15 protein-coding genes and 2 pseudogenes are annotated in these 17334 nt (G+C 39.4%); 9 read left to right on the top strand and 8 right to left on the bottom strand.

The window, feature by feature from the left end:
• Positions 1-295: 295 nt before the first annotated feature.
• Both WG932_RS22550 and WG932_RS22555 read right to left on the bottom strand, forming a co-directional pair.
• The gene (locus WG932_RS22550; protein ID WP_483085462.1) at positions 296-703 is read right to left on the bottom strand and encodes a metallophosphoesterase family protein; all 408 of its coding nucleotides are present in this window, start codon (positions 701-703) and stop codon (positions 296-298) included.
• The gene (locus WG932_RS22555) at positions 685-2115 is read right to left on the bottom strand and encodes a purple acid phosphatase family protein (protein WP_483085463.1); all 1431 of its coding nucleotides are present in this window, start codon (positions 2113-2115) and stop codon (positions 685-687) included. Before WG932_RS22555 ends, WG932_RS22550 begins: the two co-directional genes overlap by 19 nt.
• A 152-nt stretch (positions 2116-2267) precedes the next feature.
• On the opposite strand from WG932_RS22555, the gene WG932_RS22560 reads away from it, so the two are divergent.
• The 4 genes from WG932_RS22560 to WG932_RS22575 all read left to right on the top strand — a co-directional run bounded on the left by WG932_RS22560 (position 2268) and on the right by WG932_RS22575 (position 7689).
• Positions 2268-2483, top strand: a complete 216-nt coding sequence (locus WG932_RS22560; RefSeq protein WP_483085464.1) for a hypothetical protein — start codon at positions 2268-2270, stop codon at positions 2481-2483.
• 109 nt (positions 2484-2592) lie between these two features.
• Positions 2593-4047: a TonB-dependent receptor plug domain-containing protein gene (locus WG932_RS22565; RefSeq protein ID WP_483085465.1), complete on the top strand. Its 1455-nt coding sequence runs from the start codon at positions 2593-2595 to the stop codon at positions 4045-4047.
• On the top strand, positions 3981-5981 hold the full coding sequence (locus WG932_RS22570) for a TonB-dependent receptor domain-containing protein (RefSeq protein WP_483085466.1): 2001 nt from the start codon (positions 3981-3983) through the stop codon (positions 5979-5981). The genes WG932_RS22565 and WG932_RS22570 overlap by 67 nt, the downstream gene beginning before the upstream one ends.
• 22 nt (positions 5982-6003) lie before the next feature.
• Positions 6004-7689, top strand: a complete 1686-nt coding sequence (locus WG932_RS22575; RefSeq protein ID WP_483085467.1) for a SusD/RagB family nutrient-binding outer membrane lipoprotein — start codon at positions 6004-6006, stop codon at positions 7687-7689.
• Between the two features lie 675 nt (positions 7690-8364).
• Here WG932_RS22575 and WG932_RS22580 read toward each other — a convergent pair.
• The 6 genes and pseudogenes from WG932_RS22580 to WG932_RS22605 all read right to left on the bottom strand — a co-directional run bounded on the left by WG932_RS22580 (position 8365) and on the right by WG932_RS22605 (position 13177).
• Positions 8365-9279 carry a hypothetical protein gene (locus tag WG932_RS22580; RefSeq protein WP_483085468.1) on the bottom strand — a complete coding sequence of 305 codons (915 nt, stop codon included), beginning with the start codon at positions 9277-9279 and terminating at the stop codon, positions 8365-8367.
• Position 9280: 1 nt separating this feature from the next.
• The gene (locus WG932_RS22585; RefSeq protein ID WP_483085469.1) at positions 9281-9661 is read right to left on the bottom strand and encodes a hypothetical protein; all 381 of its coding nucleotides are present in this window, start codon (positions 9659-9661) and stop codon (positions 9281-9283) included.
• Between the two features lie 169 nt (positions 9662-9830).
• Positions 9831-10991: pseudogene (locus tag WG932_RS22590) on the bottom strand (DNA-binding transcriptional regulator).
• 3 nt (positions 10992-10994) lie between these two features.
• Positions 10995-12222: pseudogene (locus WG932_RS22595) on the bottom strand (MFS transporter).
• A 98-nt stretch (positions 12223-12320) separates the two neighbouring features.
• Positions 12321-12593, bottom strand: a complete 273-nt coding sequence (locus WG932_RS22600) for an ROK family protein (RefSeq protein ID WP_483085470.1) — start codon at positions 12591-12593, stop codon at positions 12321-12323.
• Between the two features lie 38 nt (positions 12594-12631).
• Positions 12632-13177: an ROK family protein gene (locus WG932_RS22605; RefSeq protein WP_483085471.1), complete on the bottom strand. Its 546-nt coding sequence runs from the start codon at positions 13175-13177 to the stop codon at positions 12632-12634.
• 682 nt (positions 13178-13859) lie between these two features.
• Between WG932_RS22605 and WG932_RS22610 the strand changes: the two genes are divergently transcribed.
• The 5 genes from WG932_RS22610 to WG932_RS22630 are packed head-to-tail and all read left to right on the top strand — an operon-like array spanning position 13860 to position 17330.
• Entirely contained in the window at positions 13860-14510 is a 651-nt protein-coding gene (locus tag WG932_RS22610; RefSeq protein ID WP_483085472.1) for a metallophosphoesterase family protein, read from the top strand.
• Positions 14510-14899: a hypothetical protein gene (locus WG932_RS22615; protein WP_483085473.1), complete on the top strand. Its 390-nt coding sequence runs from the start codon at positions 14510-14512 to the stop codon at positions 14897-14899. The genes WG932_RS22610 and WG932_RS22615 overlap by 1 nt, the downstream gene beginning before the upstream one ends.
• The gene (locus WG932_RS22620) at positions 14896-16002 is read left to right on the top strand and encodes a sialidase family protein (protein ID WP_483085474.1); all 1107 of its coding nucleotides are present in this window, start codon (positions 14896-14898) and stop codon (positions 16000-16002) included. Before WG932_RS22615 ends, WG932_RS22620 begins: the two co-directional genes overlap by 4 nt.
• Positions 16003-16015: 13 nt before the next feature.
• Positions 16016-17059 (top strand): polysaccharide deacetylase family protein, encoded by a 1044-nt coding sequence (locus WG932_RS22625; protein WP_483085475.1) that lies wholly within the window; start codon positions 16016-16018, stop codon positions 17057-17059.
• 1 nt (position 17060) lies between these two features.
• Entirely contained in the window at positions 17061-17330 is a 270-nt protein-coding gene (locus WG932_RS22630; protein ID WP_483085476.1) for a hypothetical protein, read from the top strand.
• The last annotated feature ends 4 nt before the right edge of the window (positions 17331-17334 follow it).

Genomic DNA, 17334 nt, shown 5'->3' on the forward strand with positions numbered 1-17334 from the left:
TTACCAAAGCAGGGATTTATTCATGGCAAAGCTAGCGACAATAGTGAAACTTTTCCTTTGTGGGTTGTCTTGCTAACCTGATTATTTTAACTCATTCAAAATATCATGTATTGGCCTGGTAATCTTTTGGTTATCGAAAGAATGAAGTTAAGTCCGGCAAATTCCATTGCGAAATCCGAGTTAAAAATACAGGTAAATAAAGGTTTCTGCCAGTATAATTTGAAAAATATCCGGGGCAAAAAAAGCCTGCCCACCGTTTAAAGGTAGACAGGCTTTAAAAGGACAAAAGGAGTTATTATTTATTGATGGAAAATTTGTCAACCGTTTCTCCATCCACATTGATGGTCTCAGCTTTCATGGTTTTTCCGTCAATTGTAATGTATTGATACAAGTGGTCTGCAGGGAACTGAATTTCTGCATAGGAGCCTGTTCCTATGTCTTTGTTTTTTCCTGTAGTGCCCACAGAGATCCAATATATTGTTCCGTCTTTAGGGCTATTTACAATTTCCCCACCGTTCAATGGCTTGGATCGCATATAATAGTGGAAATGCCCGCCCATGACCATGTCCACATGGTATTTGTCAAAAAGTGGTCCCCATTCGCCTTGGATATCTTCATAAGGCTCTACCTCATTGAAAGGAGGAAAATGAAATACAGCAATTTTCCATGTGGCATCTGATTCTTTCAATTTTTTTCTATCCACGCTGTTTGGTCTTCATTCGGGAAGGTAGAGTCAATCATCAAGAAGAGGGTGTTGCCATAATTAAATGCATAAGATCTTCCGGCCATTTCTGGTGATGGGCTATCGGACGGGTAACTTAGCATTTCTTCAAACATCCATGCACCCAAGCCATCTTGGCTATCGTGGTTGCCGGGCACCGCCATCAAGGGTTTTCTGGCAATTGTTTTTCCTGCATATTGAAACAATTTATCCCAATCATCCCTGTATAAACCTGTATTGACAAGATCCCCTGCGATATAATAGAAAGCAATATCAGGGTATCTTTTTTCTGCTTTTTGAATATTGTCCCCCCATACTTCATCCAGATGTACATCTCCGGACCAAACAAAGGAGAATGGTTTGTTTTTATCAGGAGCGGTGGTGAAGGTTTCAGGAGATGACCAACCGGATTTTTCATTTCCAACGATATACCCATATTTAGTATCAGGTTCTAAAGCCCTTATTTTGGCTGTAAACCTATTCATGTACCGATCATTTTGTAGGAGCCTGTCCTCCATTAGAAATTTTTCTGCCGGTACTTCCAAAGTATCATTGGATCCTACTTTCCAATACTTGGCGGTACCGGAGGCTACCGTTTCCGTGGTTCTCCACTGGATATCCATGGAAGTTTCAGGGGCATCACTCCAGGTAAGCAGCAATTGGTCAGGTTTTTCTCCGGTAGGGAAATCCGTTGTTCTAAAGGCCTTCACCATATGAGCTTCTCTAGCTCTACCTCTTATGGTTGTCAGCAATTGCTGCCCTTTAAGGGCTTCAGGTACAGAGGTAAGCGTAAGGCCACTCCAGTCGTGGTAAGTAAATGCCCCCACATCAAAAACCTCAAAATGTTGTTTTGCCGGAAAGATAGGAGTGATTTCTAATTGCTCTTCCGGATTTTGTGGAGCTAGACCTATGAAATAAACGGGTCGGTGTTTTCCAAAACCATTGATACCTAATTGAATTTCACCGGCATCAAAATCTTTTTGCCAGACTTCATAGGTATCGTGTTCATTTTGTACTTCCATATCAGTGAGGGTAAAACCCGAAGGCTTCAACCAAAAAGGAATTACTTCTTGACCTTTATTTCTCATTAGGGATACGGTGGTAGGTACATTTACCTCCATTTTCCAGTATTGTGTCGCTAAAGATTCTTTTTCTTTCTCGGTAAGGTATTGTTCGATAAACTTATGAGAAATGGTGTCTAGTTGAGCTTTATCCAACTCCTTATAAAGTCTCGTTACGACCCCATCCATGGTTTCTTTTACCGAAGGTAAAGTTTTGTTACTGTTTTCTTTTGGTCCGCAAGCATGTAAAATCAAAACTAAACAAGCCAATAATAGTGGTGTGGTTTTCATAATTGATATAATATTTAGGGCTCCGTTGTCTCTAAAAGCCATTTTTTTGTGTCAAATATTATTACGCATTAAATGGAAAACAGGCCATTTTATGCCATTGTTATGTTAGTTAACAATTAATTCATAATAAAAAACAATTTTTACAAATAGTCTCTTTTTTATAAGCGATGGTATTTACGGTGGAGGGCATTTATATGAAAAAGAAAAAAGCAGAGGCTCTGATGCAGAGACTTGTACAAAATGAAATTTCGAGACCGGAGTTTGAAGCGCTTTTAGAAGGCCTGGAAGACTCGGAAATGAGGAGCGGTATGGAGGAGAGTATGCGGAAACATTTTGATAAAGTCTTAAAAGATTATAAGAAAGACAAGAATGCAAATTTTGGAAATCAGAAAACAAGCAAATTGAAGTAAGAAAAGAGATAAAATATAAGGAGTAGACGTCCCATCAAGGACAAGGTTTGGATAATAACTTCCAATTTATCAATACAATAGAAAACTGAACATGCAAAACAATTAACTTATGAAAAAACATCGTACTAAAAAAATGATGAAGTGGATGGTGCCACTTCTCTCGGTAGGTATTATATCTACCGGATCAGTACTGGCTGATGCCAATGGAGCCTCTTTAATGGGGAGTTCCTTAAGGACTGCCACAGAATTGGAGGAGATGGTTGCAATAACTATCAACGGAAAGGTTACTTCCACAGGGGATGATTCAGGCTTACCCGGAGTAACTATTTTGGAAAAAGGAACAAACAATGGAACGGTAACGGACATTGACGGATCATATAGCATTGATGTAGCCGGACCAAATTCAGTATTGGTATTCTCTTATGTTGGGTTTGAAAGTCAGGAAGTTACTGTAGGGAACCGTACAAGTGTCAATGTGAGTATGGAAGAAGCAGCTACTGCAATGAATGAAGTAGTTGTGACTGCATTGGGTATCAAAAGAGACCAACGTTCTTTGGGTTATGATGTGTCTACTGTTTCAGCGGAAGACATTACACAAGTCTCCCAAGAAAACGTTTTGAGCTCTCTCGCAGGTAGAATGCCTGGTGTAACCATCAATCAGACCAGTGGGGCAGGTTCTTCAATCAGTATGGTAATTAGGGGAGCTTCCTCTTTGACTTCTGACAATCAACCGCTATTTGTGGTAGATGGTGTGCCAATGTCTAACTCACTGAATAATAATAGGGAAAATGGAAATGGTAACCAGGTCGATTATGGAAATGCCATTTCTGATATTAACCCTGATGATATTGCAGATATCAGTGTGCTTAAAGGACCCAGTGCGGCAGCATTGTATGGTACTCGTGCCGGTAATGGAGTAGTAATTATTACGACCAAATCCGGAAGCAAAGGAAAAAGTATGGGTGTATCTTTCTCTACGAGCAACGTATTTGAAAGACCATCTAGACTGCTTGATTTTCATTACAAGTATGCCAATGGTAACAGAGAAGGTGTATTTAACGACGGATCAGCCTATTGGGGTGGACCAGAGTTGGATGCCGGAAATATGGCAGAACAATGGAATAGCCCTGTAGATGAAAACGGTAATGTAACTCCTACTGAATTAAAATCTTATCCTAATGCCATGAAAGATTTTATGCAAACCGGGATAACATCTAATAACAACCTTGCAATCAGCGGTGGAGATGACAAAGCTACTTACCGGGTTTCTTATGGGAATATGGTACATCAGGGTATGATTCCTAATTCTGATTTATTTAGAAACAGCATTGCTGCTTCCTTGTCTTATGATGTTTTAGAAAACGTCACTTTAAATACCAATTTTAACTACACAAACAGTAAGTCGAATGATCGGCCTAGTACCGGTGATAGAAGAGGTAACCCACTTGAAGCTATCTATGCATCTTCATATATAGACTTTGAGCAAATGCGTGATATTTGGGTGCCTGGACAGGAAGACATTCAGCAGGTAAGGACCCTAATGGAGACAATCCTTATTTTATAGCTTATGGTATTCAGAATGCATTCAGAAGGGACAGGGTGTATGGAAATGTTTCTTTAGACTATAAAATCTCTAAAAATGTGAATTTCATGGTAAGGTATTCACTGGATCGTTCTGATGAAAACAGAGAAACCAAGATTCCTTATAGCTACAGTAGAATGGCAAAAGGTGGGTATTATAACTCTGACCTCTTGAATCAAGAGTCCAATGCTGACTTCTTGTTAAGCTATAACGATGACTTTGGTAAATTGGATTTCAATGCTTCTGCCGGTGGTAATATCATGAGCAGAATGGGAACCTCAGCAAATATAGGTGTTGGTGGAGACAGAAATAATGGGCTTGTAGTACCGGGTATCTACAATGCACAAAATATTCCTGCTGAAAACAGGTCTGTTAGCAATACATACTCTGACAAAAGGATCTATAGTATTTATGGATTGGCCTCTTTTGGTTACGCTGACCAATTGTATTTGGATTTGACGGCGAGAAATGACTGGTCTTCTACGCTTCCATTGGACAACAATTCCTATTTTTATCCTTCAGCATCTTTAAGCTGGTTGGCGAATTATACGCTAAATCTTCCTGAAACGATTGATATGTTAAAGGCAAGAGTAGGTTGGGCAAAAGTAGGTAACGATACGAGCCCATACAGATTGGTGCAAAACTTATCTACCGGTACTTACAATTCTATCAATGTTGCTTCCTTAGGATCTGGTATAAATAACCCTGATTTCCTACCGGAAGAAGCTACCTCTATTGAAGCAGGTATAGATTTGAACATGTTTGCCAATAAGTTGAGATTTTCCGGAACGTATTATGTGATCGAAAACAGAAACCAAATCTTCTCTGTAAATCTTCCTCGTTCTTCAGGGTTTAGCAGCAGACTTATCAATGCAGGTTTGATCGAAAGTAAAGGTATTGAGCTTAGTCTTGGAGGTACCCCACTTGACAGAAATGGTTGGAAACTGGACGTAGATTTTAACTGGAGTAGAAACAGGACCAGTGTATTGGAACTTGTAGAAAACTTTAACAGAATCACCCTATGGAGTGATAATGGTGGTGGAGCAATTACTTTCTTAGGAGAGCAAATTGGAGACCTTTACAGTAGAGGATTTGTACAAGTAGAAGATCCTTCTTCTCCTTATTACAAATGGCCTGTATTGAGCAGTGCCGGAGAATGGCAACGATTGTCTGCAGATGAAGACCTTAGAAAAGTTGGTAACTTCAACCCTGACTTTATTTTAGGTATGCAAACTGGACTAAGCTACAAACGCTTTGTATTGAATGCCAGCTTAGACTGGAGACAAGGTGGTGAGTTTATGTCCTTTACATATAGGTATGGAGAGTCTGACTGGAAATCACAAAGACAATTGGATAACCTGATCCCGGGTGGCTTGTATTCTGAAGATGAATTGGTGGCGCTGTTAAAATCAGATCCGGAAAAATACATCATCCCTGAACCAGGAAATTTCCCTAGAGTAGGTGGACATACTGCAGAAACAGGTGGTTTTGCAATTGATGAAAATGGATCAGACGGAGCTTTTGTACCAGGTGTGATTCAAACTGCCGGAGCGGATACCCCGGATGATTATTCTGATGATGTTTATACCGAGCACCTTGGTGGATCCGGTACCAATATCTACCCAATCACCAATACTTACCCATGGAGCTTTAATGAGCAAGTAACTTTTGATGCTTCTTTTATTAAATTAAGAGAATTGTCTTTAGGATATAAAATTCCAAATTTCAGTGTTTTCAGAAATGCTACGTTCTCTGTATATACTAGAAATATAATTTTATGGACAAAAGCAGATATAGGTATAGATCCTGAAAGAGCTTTCAGGGCTTCTGGTTCTTCTTTCCAACAAGGAATTGAGCGTCAAAATGTGATGCCGTGGAGTATTCCTGTAGGGTTCAAGCTCAATTTTAATCTTTAAAAAAGTCCTTAATTTGCATATCATGAAAAATTTATTTGAATTTAGAAAGATAGCCGTATTTCTCCTGGGACTTGTACTGGTCACCGGTTGTGATGACCAACTCAGTGAGATCAATACCAACCCTTATGGTATTGACCCGGCCAACGCCAATCCAAACCTTTTGATGCCCTCTGTATTGACTTCTTCAGCTCAAAGCTATTTGAACTTAGGTTTCAATGACTTGGCAGGGGCCATGCAATACACGCAGAAAAATGGTTGGTACAGTAGTCACAACAATTATGAGTGGGTTTCCAAAAGTTGGACTGGATGGTATGATATCTTAAGAACCAACAATCTGATGATTACCAGAGGTGAAGAAATGGACAATGCCTTCTTCCAAGGGGTAGGCCTTACCATGAAGTCTTTCGCTTTTGGAAATATTGCAGATTTATGGGGAGATGCACCATACATTAATGCCCTAAAAGGTGATCAAGGAAGTGATGAGTTTCAATTCCCTAAATTTGATAGCCAAGAGGTTATATATGATGGGATTATAGCAGATCTTCAAGAGGCAGCCACATTACTTGCTTCTGCTTCTACTGAAGGAGTGACTGCCGGAAATGATCTTATTTACGGAGCTGATATTGATAGCTGGAGAAGGTTTACCAATTCCTTATTATTGAGGTATTACATGCGGTTATCTGAAAAGAAACCGGATGTAGCCAAAGCTGGAGTGGAAGCCATCTATAGTAGCGGAATGTATATTCAAGACCCTTCTCAGGATGCAACCCTTGATTATACAGGAGGCGCAAACGATATCTGGATTACCCGTCATGTGCGGCTTAACCCTGATGACTTTCAGCGGTACCAGGCTTGTCAGACCTTTATTGATCAATTGACCATGACAGATGATCCAAGATTACCGGTATTCTTTGACTCTGTAAGGGTACAATGGGTTGAAGATGAAACTTTGAGTGTAGCGGCAGAAGACTTTATTAGAGCAAATGGAGAGCCTATAGAGTCTATCTATACCTTTGATCAATTTGAAGAAGAGTATGCTGATGTGAAATTTACACGCCATTTCAATCCTAATATGGCGGATTATAACTCAGATTTGTATGTAGGTTTGCCTCCATCCATCTTGACTCCGGAATCTTATAATGGTAACCCAATTCCAGGTCAAGGAACTCAAAACCTGCACGTTTCTCAACTAGATCCAATTTACAGCACCGCTGGTTCTGCTGGAGATATTCTTCAAGCTAGAATTATCTCTGCGGCTGAAGTAAGTTTTATCTTTGCTGAAGGTGCACTTAAAGGCTGGAGTGTAGGAGATGCCGAAACGCATTACAATATGGGTATTGAACAATCTCTTCAAGTGTGGGGTAAAGCGGACATGTACGAAGCGTTTGTTGCTCAGCCAAGTGTAATGTTTAATAGTACTTTAGAACAAATTATTACTCAGAAATGGGTGGCCAACTGGTCCAATGGTACGGAAGCTTTTGCTGATTACAGAAGAACAGGTTATCCTGATTTATCTGCCGGTCCATTGTCTCCTCAGCCTGAGGTAGCCTTAAGGTTCCAGTATGGAAATGATGAGTACAATAACAACTCTCACAATATAAATGCTGCACTAAGTAACCTTGAAGTCACTGAATTTTCCGGTAACTTTGGTGCGGATAGCCAATGGTCTAAGCCTTGGTTATATCAGGGAACAAACGTTCCTTTTTAAGTCTGAATTAATATATTTATTAAAGGTTCTCTGTCGGTTTTCGGCAGAGAACCTTTTTTATATTTATATGAAAATTAACTTTTTTCCAATTTCTAAAGCTGTTGTTGTAGGTCTTGCTCCTTTTAGCATTGCAAAGGTATGTACTTGGTTGGCCCATTGAGCCCTGAATTATCATCGATAACCAGCCAAATTATAGCCCCTATCAATTTGCATCTTAGAGATCAATCATTAACCGCCTAGTTCTTTGAATGAGAAATTGCTGTGGGTAGATTGGTAGTGAAACCGATGTTTTGAAGCTGTTTGAGTTGTAGATTAAGCCGGCAATGAGCGACATGCCTTGGGGATGCCAATAGAATTAAAGCTCTTTAGTAAGAGGTGAAAGGGTATGTGTTTTTCTTAGTAAGTCCAAAATAGCCTTCCTAGGACTGAGTTGCTTCCTATAACCAAATTTTAAGGAATAGGAAGTTTCTCCAGAGAGGTAGTTTTTTGAGATTTCCTGCTTGAGGTATCCAATGCTTTTTAATTCAGTCTTATTAATAGAGCCGGATAGGCTTAAAAATATTTTACCCTTTGATTCTAAATGGAGTTTTCACCGGTGGAAAACAAAAAAATCAGCCCCTGTAAGGGCTGATTTTCTTCATAGATTAGAATTTTACTTTTTACCTTTTTTATCAATCAAATCCATTCAAACCTTTTGTGCGAATGCCCGATATCCCCATGACTATTGATAAGAATAAAAGCCAGCAATATAAAAAATGCCAACATCAGTAACAGGATTTTTGTCCAAGTACTGGTTTTAGCAGGATGGGAAATAAAGTGCGCTTGACTTCTTGGGATTAGCGCAAGTATGATCACAAAATTTACAATATAGAGGAACTGCTCAATTCGGTAAAAACTTAAGAACGATCCTGTAAGTAGTATGGTATAAGTAATATATGCACCAAAATAACTGATAAATAGTGAAGAAATCTCTTTTTTACTAAAGGTGGCATTTTCTAGCTTCTTTTTATCTGAACCTATTTTTATCCAATAGACAGAAAGGCCTAATACGATAAATAAAGCAATTAACTGAACCACAAGTCTCCAGGTTTTCGGCTGATTTACAAATGCGGCCAGTGTTTCGGTAATGTCCTTCATTAGAAAAGATTGATGCCAGACAAAGAATGGTATGAGCAATACCAGGCCTACCGTAGGAATGATCAGGTTACTGGAGGTGAATTTTGTGTTTTGATTTTCTACTTTCCATGTAGAGGTAAAGGTGCCATAGGCCATTCCTACTCCACCAAAGAAGCCGAGTGAATATTCCATAACATTCCACATGTTAAAGGGGATTTGTGCCACATTTCCTAAAACTTGAAGAAAATTTCCGAAGGCAAACCCGAATCCCCCACCAAGGCCTGCATAAATAGCGACTCTCAATGCACTAAATTGTTTATTTCTTGAAAGAAAATAAATTAATGCTAAACCGGAGCCTGCGCAGATACCCCAGGCCTCTGACCTTGGAGGAGTCATCTCAAAACCCAACTGCTCAACCATAAGGAAATAAAAATCAGCCCACCTACGGCCATTTCTACGATTAGCTGGTGCCATTTTACTTTTTCTCCGGATTATCGGCCAAGGCCAGTCCAAAAAGCCCCCCGCCTACTAATCCATACAGCCCACCTACGATAAAGAGACTAAAAAGACCGTAATACACATTCAAAAACTCTGTGCCCCTGCCATAACCTACAAGAATACCATAGCTCATCATGCCTCCAAAACCCCATCCCACAGCCCCGGCAAAAGCGGCTTTGATCGCCTTGTTGTACCAGTCCTCTCTTTTGGCAAGTAGGAGTATACTAAGAGCGCCTATACCGCCGGCCCAAGCTGCACCTTGTTCATGACCAAACTGCCCGCGGATAGCCCAAGCTGTGGCTAAAGCCATACCTGCAAGGATGATGGATAGGATGGTGTTTTTATCTAAATGTTTCATAACCGGAAAAGGGATAAAGGTTGAAGAAATTTTGGGTATGTTTTTATAGTATACCTAAGGGTACAAAAAAGTACCATTCAAAATAATGGCATTATATGAACGGTTCTGAGGGATTATTTGGCGGTTAATTGAGTAGAGGATATTTTTGATGGCGAAAAGAGCGGAAGACTTATTTCCCAGCAAGGTATCGCTTTCTGTATTCTATAGGATTACATCCTTTTACTTGCTTGAATTGCCTGGCAATGTTTTTACTGTCATTTAAGCCCAGATCCATGGCAATCTCAAAAACTGTTTGATCAGTTTCCAGAAGCTTTTGCGTAAATTTTTCTATCCGCAGGTTAAAAATATATTTGTAAATGGGATAGCCTGTAATTTGTAAAAAGCGCTTTTCAAGACTTCTTCTGGAAAGGGGTACCTGCTTTACTACTTCTTCTACCTGGAGGTTTTTCTCAATATTTTTATGGATATATTTCAATGATGAAGCGATATGGTCATCATTGGTTGCATAGATATCGGTAGACTGCCGGGTGATGACTTGGGTGGGTTTTACCCGAATATCATAGAAATTTGAAGCACTGGTTTGGATCATTTGTTCCATTAACTTGGCAGTATCGTACCCCCTTTTTCTATATCCAAGCCAATACTTGATAGTGGAGGATCTGATAATTCGCAAAGCATTTCATCATTATCTACGCCCAAAACAGCAACTTCTTCAGGAATCCGGATTTTATTTTGCTTGCAGGCTTCGGTAATATGGAGCCCTTGGTTGTCATCACAGGTCATCAGAGCAATGGGTTTTGGCAAAGACAAAAGCCATTTACTCAAAGAATTACTTTTGTAGTACCACAAGTCCGTAGAACGGGATTTTCTGTGCTCAAAGTAATTTACTTTGTAGCCCATTGCGTTGATTTTTTTCAAAACCCTCAGCCCGTTCTCTGGACCAAACAATATCATTGAAACCATAAAAGGCAAAGTTTTTAAAGCCCTTTTTAAGAAAGTAGGAAGCCCCCATTTCACCGGCTTCATGGTAAGCACCTGTAATATTTGGAATTTCTGTAAATCGCTCTTTAAAATCCTGCGCAACCACGGGGATTTTTGAATCGACAAGAAGGTCAAGGTCTATCTCATTGTATAATTGCCCGATGATACCGTCAGCCCCCCAATCCTTGGCCCATTCGAGTATGCCCTTAATACCTATTGTTTCCCTATAGTAAAGTGGCATGCGGCAATAGGACCAAGGTCCATGCTCAGTAGAATATTTTGATATTCCCTTTAATAAACTCTTACTGTACTCTTCGGCAAAATCCAAGAGCAAAATAATTTTATACATTTTTTACTTAAAGATATCCTTCAAACTTTTGGTAGCATTGGTGACCAAAGGTTTGGCCCATATGCCAATGCTTAAGATGTATCCTAAAGTAATCAAAAGAAATAACATGGACAATTTAAGTCCTACAAGTTCTGCCAATCCACCAATTATTAGCGGCACAATTGCTCCTCCTGCAATTCCCGTACATAGAATCCCTGAAAAGGTCCCGTGGTGTTGAGGTACGGAGTTGAGTGCCAGAGAAAAGATAATGGACCACATTACAGAAGCAAAAAAACCGGTCAAAGGAAAAGCGATAAGTGCTACATTGGCAGGGCCGAAAAGACCCGCTAACAAAGCCAAGATGGCTCCGGTTGTAAAGAAAATCAATACGGTTCGGCTATCAAGAAATTTAAGCAAAACAAGTCCCAATAAGCAACCTACAGTTAATAAACCCCAAAAGTAAGAGATAACAATTGCACCTGTAGTAGATGGATCTATGCCGTGATAAGACTGGAGAAATTTCGAAATCCAGTTGGCTATGCCTTGTTCTGTTCCCACGTAACAAAAGATTCCTAAGAAATACAATAGCACATACTTATTGGCCAATAGCTCTTTGAAGGCCACACCCACATCAATTTTCTCATCCTCTTTGAGCTCCACTTTTGGAAACTTAGCAAAATAGATAATGATAACCATCAGAAAGGCTATGGCAGCAAACACCCAATACAATGAGACCCATTTCAGGTTTTCCGGAACCATAGGGTTTAAAAACGAAAATATCAATGAGTTGTCTGAGGTATGAATATTGGTTACCAAATAGCTGTAAAGCATGGGACTAAGAAAAGAAGCAGCTCCAAAAGCCAGTTGGCCCATAACGGAATTAAAAGCAAAATGCTCTTCACCACCTGCAGTTCTAAGTAGTGGGTTGATCACTACTTGTAGAACGGCCATTCCAATGCCAATGATAAACAGAGAAGTCAAAGCAATGGTAAAACTTGGAATAAAAGCAAATAGTAAGGCACCAATAAATGCCATGGTAAATGCAAAGATCAACATTTTCTTTTCTTTGTATTTTTCTACCAGTATTCCGGATGGAATGGACATCACTGCATAGGCTACAAAAAAGAAAAAGGTAAAAAACCTGCCAGCCCAATACTCAAAGTGAAACTATCAATAATATCAGGAATGATAGGTCCAAGAATATTGGTAAGAAATGAAATGACGAAAAAATCAATAATATGAGGGCAACGATAAGTGTGTTTTTTTCATGTCATTAAATGGTTATGCGTAGCAATAATATTCTATAATAAATTTGGAGGTTTTTTTGCAAAAGCGGGAAAAAGGAGCTGATTAAACAGCTTTTTTGGTGGCATTGACAGGCAAATCTACAAGGGCAGCAGCTCCCAATAGTGCAATGTCTTCGTTTTTAGTCAGGTGGATCTTTAACTTTTTAAATGATTCAGGATAGATAAAGTCACTGAAACTTTCGCGCATGGCTTCCTCAAAATATGGATAGGCATTGGCTACTGAACCACCGATTACGATTGCCTGAGGATCATAAGTATACATGACCACTTGCACTGCCGCTCCAAAATGTTGACCAAAGGCTTTCCACTGCTCCAATGCCTCTTTTTCACCATTTTTGGCTGCGGTAAAGGCATCTAATGCGGTGGTTTGGTACTCTGCGCTAAAAAGTTTCCACTGGCATAGTATTCTATATTATGGTTTAGGTAAGGGAGTAGACCAATTTCGCCTGCGCCACAGTTTACCCCGGCATAAAGCTTATTTTTAATTATAATTCCCGACCCTAATCCTGTTCCAATAGATAGGCCTACCATATTACTATAGTCTTTTCCCTTTCCAAATTTATGCTCTCCTATCGCAAAACAGTTGACATCATTGTTGACGAAGACCGGAAGCTTAAACTCTTTTTCAAGAATATCTTTTAAGGCCACTTTTTTCCAAGAAGGTATATTGGTTACATTATATACAATTCCTTTTTCCACATCCACTACTGATGGTACACCTATACCTATTCCCTCTACCTCGTAGGCAGTAAGTGGTTTAATAAATTGTTTCACCTGGTTAAGTGTTGACTGAAGGTCATTTTTTTCTTTCAAAAGAGCCTTGGTCTTGTGAATGATTTTTCCTTCATGTTCAATACCTACCTGTATTTTCGTTCCTCCTAAATCTATTCCTATGTTCATTGTTTTAAGTCGGGTATTTTTAAAAAAAATCAACGACAAATATATCTCAACTTTAACCTTTTAACAACCCAAAATTGAAGTTTTAGGAAAAGTTAACCTTTAGTAACTACCTGAAAAACAGTGGATAATCAAACTATATATTTGTTTAGATTCTAATGATATACTTAAAAAGGTTCGTTAGGGCTATTTGAGAGCAATTGTTTTTTTAATAGTCCGAAACCGAAAATAACTGTAATGTATTTGTTGGATTGAGAAAATTGAGCAACCACAGTGGTATTAAAGAAACTATAAATACTGTGAAATCTTAACAAGACTATATATCTTAAAGCATCATTTTATTTTTAAATAATAATAAATAGCAAAATGACAAAGTCTTGAATAAAGCCAAATGGTCTTTTATAATCTGGTCTATATATTTTACAATTATATCGAATTTAATTAATCGAGCATACAACTAACAATAATCCTTTAACAATGCAATTTCAAAGTAAAAAGCCCTTATTTTTATATGCTTTTTATCACTATTGGGACTATTTGCAGGCACCATAAATGCGCAGGAAGAACCTAGTGGAATTTATTTAACCTGGGAAAAAGATCCTACCAGTACAATGACAATTGATTGGCATTTAAAATCCAATGCCACGCAAACATTATATTATCGAAAAAAGGAGATAAAAATTGGATGGAGAAAAGTGGTAAAGTGAATAATTTCCCATTTTCGGATCGTAAAATACACCGGGTTTTTCTTGAAGGGCTGATGGCAAACCAAGCCTATGAAGTTAAATTCGGAGCCCATGATAAAGTATATTATTTTAAAACCATGCCAAATGATATTTCCAGAAACCCTATCAAATTTGCGATAGGCGGAGACACTATGCATGATCAAAAGGTAATGGAAAAAACCAACCTTCAAGTATTGCCTTACAATCCAGACTTTATTATCATTGGAGGTGATCTTGCTTACGCCAATGGAGACGGAAAAAATGTTAAAAGGTGGTATGCCTGGTTTGAAGCTGTAAAGAATACACTGATACAAGACGATGGGCGGATCATTCCTATCATGGTAGGAATTGGAAACCATGAAGTCAAAAGTGGCTTTGATGATGAATCCATCGCCGAGCATTTGAAAATTGAGAAAAGAAAAGAAAGCGCTCCTTTTTACTATAATCTCTTTGCTTTCCCCGGACAACCGGGCTATGGGGTGCTGGAGTTTGGCAATTACCTAAGTTTTCTCTTTCTTGATTCGGACCACACCAATGCCATCGATGGGCCACAGAAGGATTGGCTTGCCCGTGAACTGGCGCTTCAGAAAGAAAAAACACTGCACATATAATGGCCATTTACCATGTGCCGGCTTACCCTTCGGCCAGATCATTTACAGGGACGACTCAAACGATGATTCGAAAACATTGGGTTCCTTTATTTGAAAATTCAAGTATGAATTTGGCCTTTGAAAATCACGATCATGCGTACAAACGAACCTATCCTATAAAGAACAATAATGTAGATGAGGATGGAATCGTCTATATAGGTGATGGTTCTTGGGGTACCAGGCCCCGAACCGTGCATAATGCGGCAAGTACTTGGTATTTAGAGACCTCACAATCGGTGAGAGCATTTACACTCGTAACCCTACAGGGCAAAAGTTTTAATATTATTACAGTAGATGAGGATGGAGACATCATCGACAGTTATCCAAATAATCCATTGATAAAACCATGAAAAATTACCGAAAATTACTAAGTTATTCTTTTCTCTTATCGCTATTGATAATCAGTGCAGCTTGCAGTGGAGAAAATACATCCAAAGCAGTTGAAGAAAAAGACGAAACAGCTGTTCAAGAGACAAAGCTTACCACAGAAGAATATGAGCATATTTTTGGTGAAGATAGACCTTTTGCTCAGTGTCATGCTTCCACCATTACCGGCTTAGGTAATGGGAAATATTTAACCGCTTGGTTTGCAGGCTCACATGAAAAGCACAATGACGTAGGAATTTGGGTGTCTAAAGGTAAAGCCGGAGATTGGAGTGAGCCTGAATTATTGGTAAAAGTAAGAAATGAACCACATTGGAATCCTGTTTTATTCAATGCCCCAGACGGCAAAGTATATTTGTATTTTAAAGTAGGAAAGGAAATTGACTATTGGGAAACTTGGGTGCAATACACTGAAGATGGAGGAGAAACTTGGTCTGAAGCAAGAGAATTGGTACCGGGAGATAAAGGTGGCCGTGGTCCTGTTAGAAACCATATGTTGGTTTTATCTGACGGTACTTGGCTGGCTCCTGCCTCTGATGAGAAAAATAAAGTATGGACAGTATTTGTTGACCGATCTGAGGATGAAGGAAAAACTTGGACTGCCACAGATAAATTGGATATGGATCGCTCAGTAATTACAGGAGAAGGAGTAATTCAACCAGCCCTATGGGAGTCAAAACCTGGTCATGTACACATGCTGATGAGAAGTAGCTCAGGAAATATCTGTAGGTCTGACTCAGAAGACTATGGTAAAACTTGGTCTGAGGTTACCGAAATTGAATTGCCCAATAACAACAGTGGAATTGATATTGCCCATATAGAAGGGGAGAAAATTGCTTTGATCTATAACCCTGTTGCTGAGAATTGGGGAGATAGGTTCCCCATTTCCATTGCTGTTTCTGAAGACAATGGAAAAACCTGGCCTTTGAAATTTGAGATAGAAAAGGGTGAGGGAGACGATGAGCTTTCATATCCTGCTATGTTTTATGAAGACGGTCACTTGGTCGCTTGTTATACCTGGAACCGAGAAACGGTTGCTTTTTGGAAAGGTAAACTTGAAGGGATTTAAATTTTAGTATTAGATGCGAACTATATTTTGTAGCTTACTTATTCTATTGCTTCAAGGTCAAGCTGTTTTTAGCCAACAAGAAATGACTTACGCTGAAAAATTGGGATTTCCTAAAGGGAAGAAGGTGGTTATCTTTCATGTAGATGATGCAGGGATGTCCTATGAATCCAATGAAGGAGCTAAAAAATCAATACATGCTGGTGTAGCTACTTCTTGTAGCATTATGATGCCCTGCCCTTGGGCCGCGAGTTTTGTAAAAGACGCAAAAGAAGATCCTATGGATGCAGGACTCCATTTGACATTGACCTCTGAATGGAAACATTACAGATGGCCTCCACTAGCAGGTAAGGCGGCAGTACCGGGCTTGGTCGATGAAGAAGGAGCAATGTGGCCTTCGGTAGCTGAAGTTGTAGCCAATGCGAGCCCGGATGAAGTAGAAATAGAAATCCGTGCTCAGATTGACCGTGCTTTGTCCCTAGGGTTGAAACCAACCCATATGGATAGTCATATGGGAACCCTATTTTATCATCCGCCCTTTCTTGAAAGGTATATTAAAGTGGGGATAGAATATGGTATTCCTGTAATGTTTCCGGGAGGGAACAATAAATTATTAGGGATTTCCATGAACAGCAATTTGATCAAACAACTCAAAAGACAAGGCAAATACAAAGAAGGAATGAAATTGCCCAATAATCCTATTATGGAAAGAACTCCCTTAGTAGCCCAACAATTGTGGGAGGCAGGCTTGCCCGTTTTGGATGATTTACATACCACAAGTGGTAACTGGACGCCGGATCATGAAGTAAGTGATGAGGAGTTAGGGGCCTACAAAGTAGAGAAATGTAAAGAATTACTCAGGCTTATGGAGCCCGGTTTGGCCATGGTGATTGTTCACAGTAACGGAGATCGAAATACATTTGACAGAATAAGTGGCTCGGGCAAATCCAGGTATGCAGATATGCTGGCCATGACCTCTCCGGAACTACAGAAATTCATTGAAGACGAGGGAATTATTTTAACCACCTGGTCTGAAGTAATGGAAAGAAGAAAAAAGTGAAATGAATAAGATAGTTTTTATAGGCATATTTTTGCTTAGTATTTCTGCTTTTGGCCAGTACATTCCTAAAGATAAAGTGGTCGTTAGCGAAAACTTGATTTTTCCTCTTCAACAAAATCATGTGCATGGAAGCAGTATTGTCTCTTTGCCCAATGGGGACTTACTCACAGCTTGGTTTGAAGGCTCAGGAGAACGAAAGGCAGATGATGTGCGCATTATGGGTGCCAGGCTAAGAAAAAGGATAGCCGATGGGGTGAACCGTTTCTATTAGCGGA

This window comes from Cyclobacterium sp. SOCE241 (assembly GCF_056867545.1).

Bases quoted from the DNA above. Each gene is read 5' to 3' on its own strand.
- WG932_RS22555 (WP_483085463.1), bottom strand. From the start codon at position 2,115: ATGGCTTTTAGAGACAACGGAGCCCTAAATATTATATCAATTATGAAA.
- WG932_RS22560 (WP_483085464.1), top strand. From the start codon at position 2,268: ATGAAAAAGAAAAAAGCAGAGGCTCTGATGCAGAGACTTGTACAAAAT.
- WG932_RS22565 (WP_483085465.1), top strand. From the start codon at position 2,593: ATGAAAAAACATCGTACTAAAAAAATGATGAAGTGGATGGTGCCACTT.
- WG932_RS22575 (WP_483085467.1), top strand. From the start codon at position 6,004: ATGAAAAATTTATTTGAATTTAGAAAGATAGCCGTATTTCTCCTGGGA.
- WG932_RS22580 (WP_483085468.1), bottom strand. From the start codon at position 9,279: ATGGCACCAGCTAATCGTAGAAATGGCCGTAGGTGGGCTGATTTTTAT.
- WG932_RS22585 (WP_483085469.1), bottom strand. From the start codon at position 9,661: ATGAAACATTTAGATAAAAACACCATCCTATCCATCATCCTTGCAGGT.
- WG932_RS22605 (WP_483085471.1), bottom strand. From the start codon at position 13,177: ATGAACATAGGAATAGATTTAGGAGGAACGAAAATACAGGTAGGTATT.
- WG932_RS22610 (WP_483085472.1), top strand. From the start codon at position 13,860: ATGGAGAAAAGTGGTAAAGTGAATAATTTCCCATTTTCGGATCGTAAA.
- WG932_RS22615 (WP_483085473.1), top strand. From the start codon at position 14,510: ATGGCCATTTACCATGTGCCGGCTTACCCTTCGGCCAGATCATTTACA.
- WG932_RS22620 (WP_483085474.1), top strand. From the start codon at position 14,896: ATGAAAAATTACCGAAAATTACTAAGTTATTCTTTTCTCTTATCGCTA.
- WG932_RS22625 (WP_483085475.1), top strand. From the start codon at position 16,016: ATGCGAACTATATTTTGTAGCTTACTTATTCTATTGCTTCAAGGTCAA.
- WG932_RS22630 (WP_483085476.1), top strand. From the start codon at position 17,061: ATGAATAAGATAGTTTTTATAGGCATATTTTTGCTTAGTATTTCTGCT.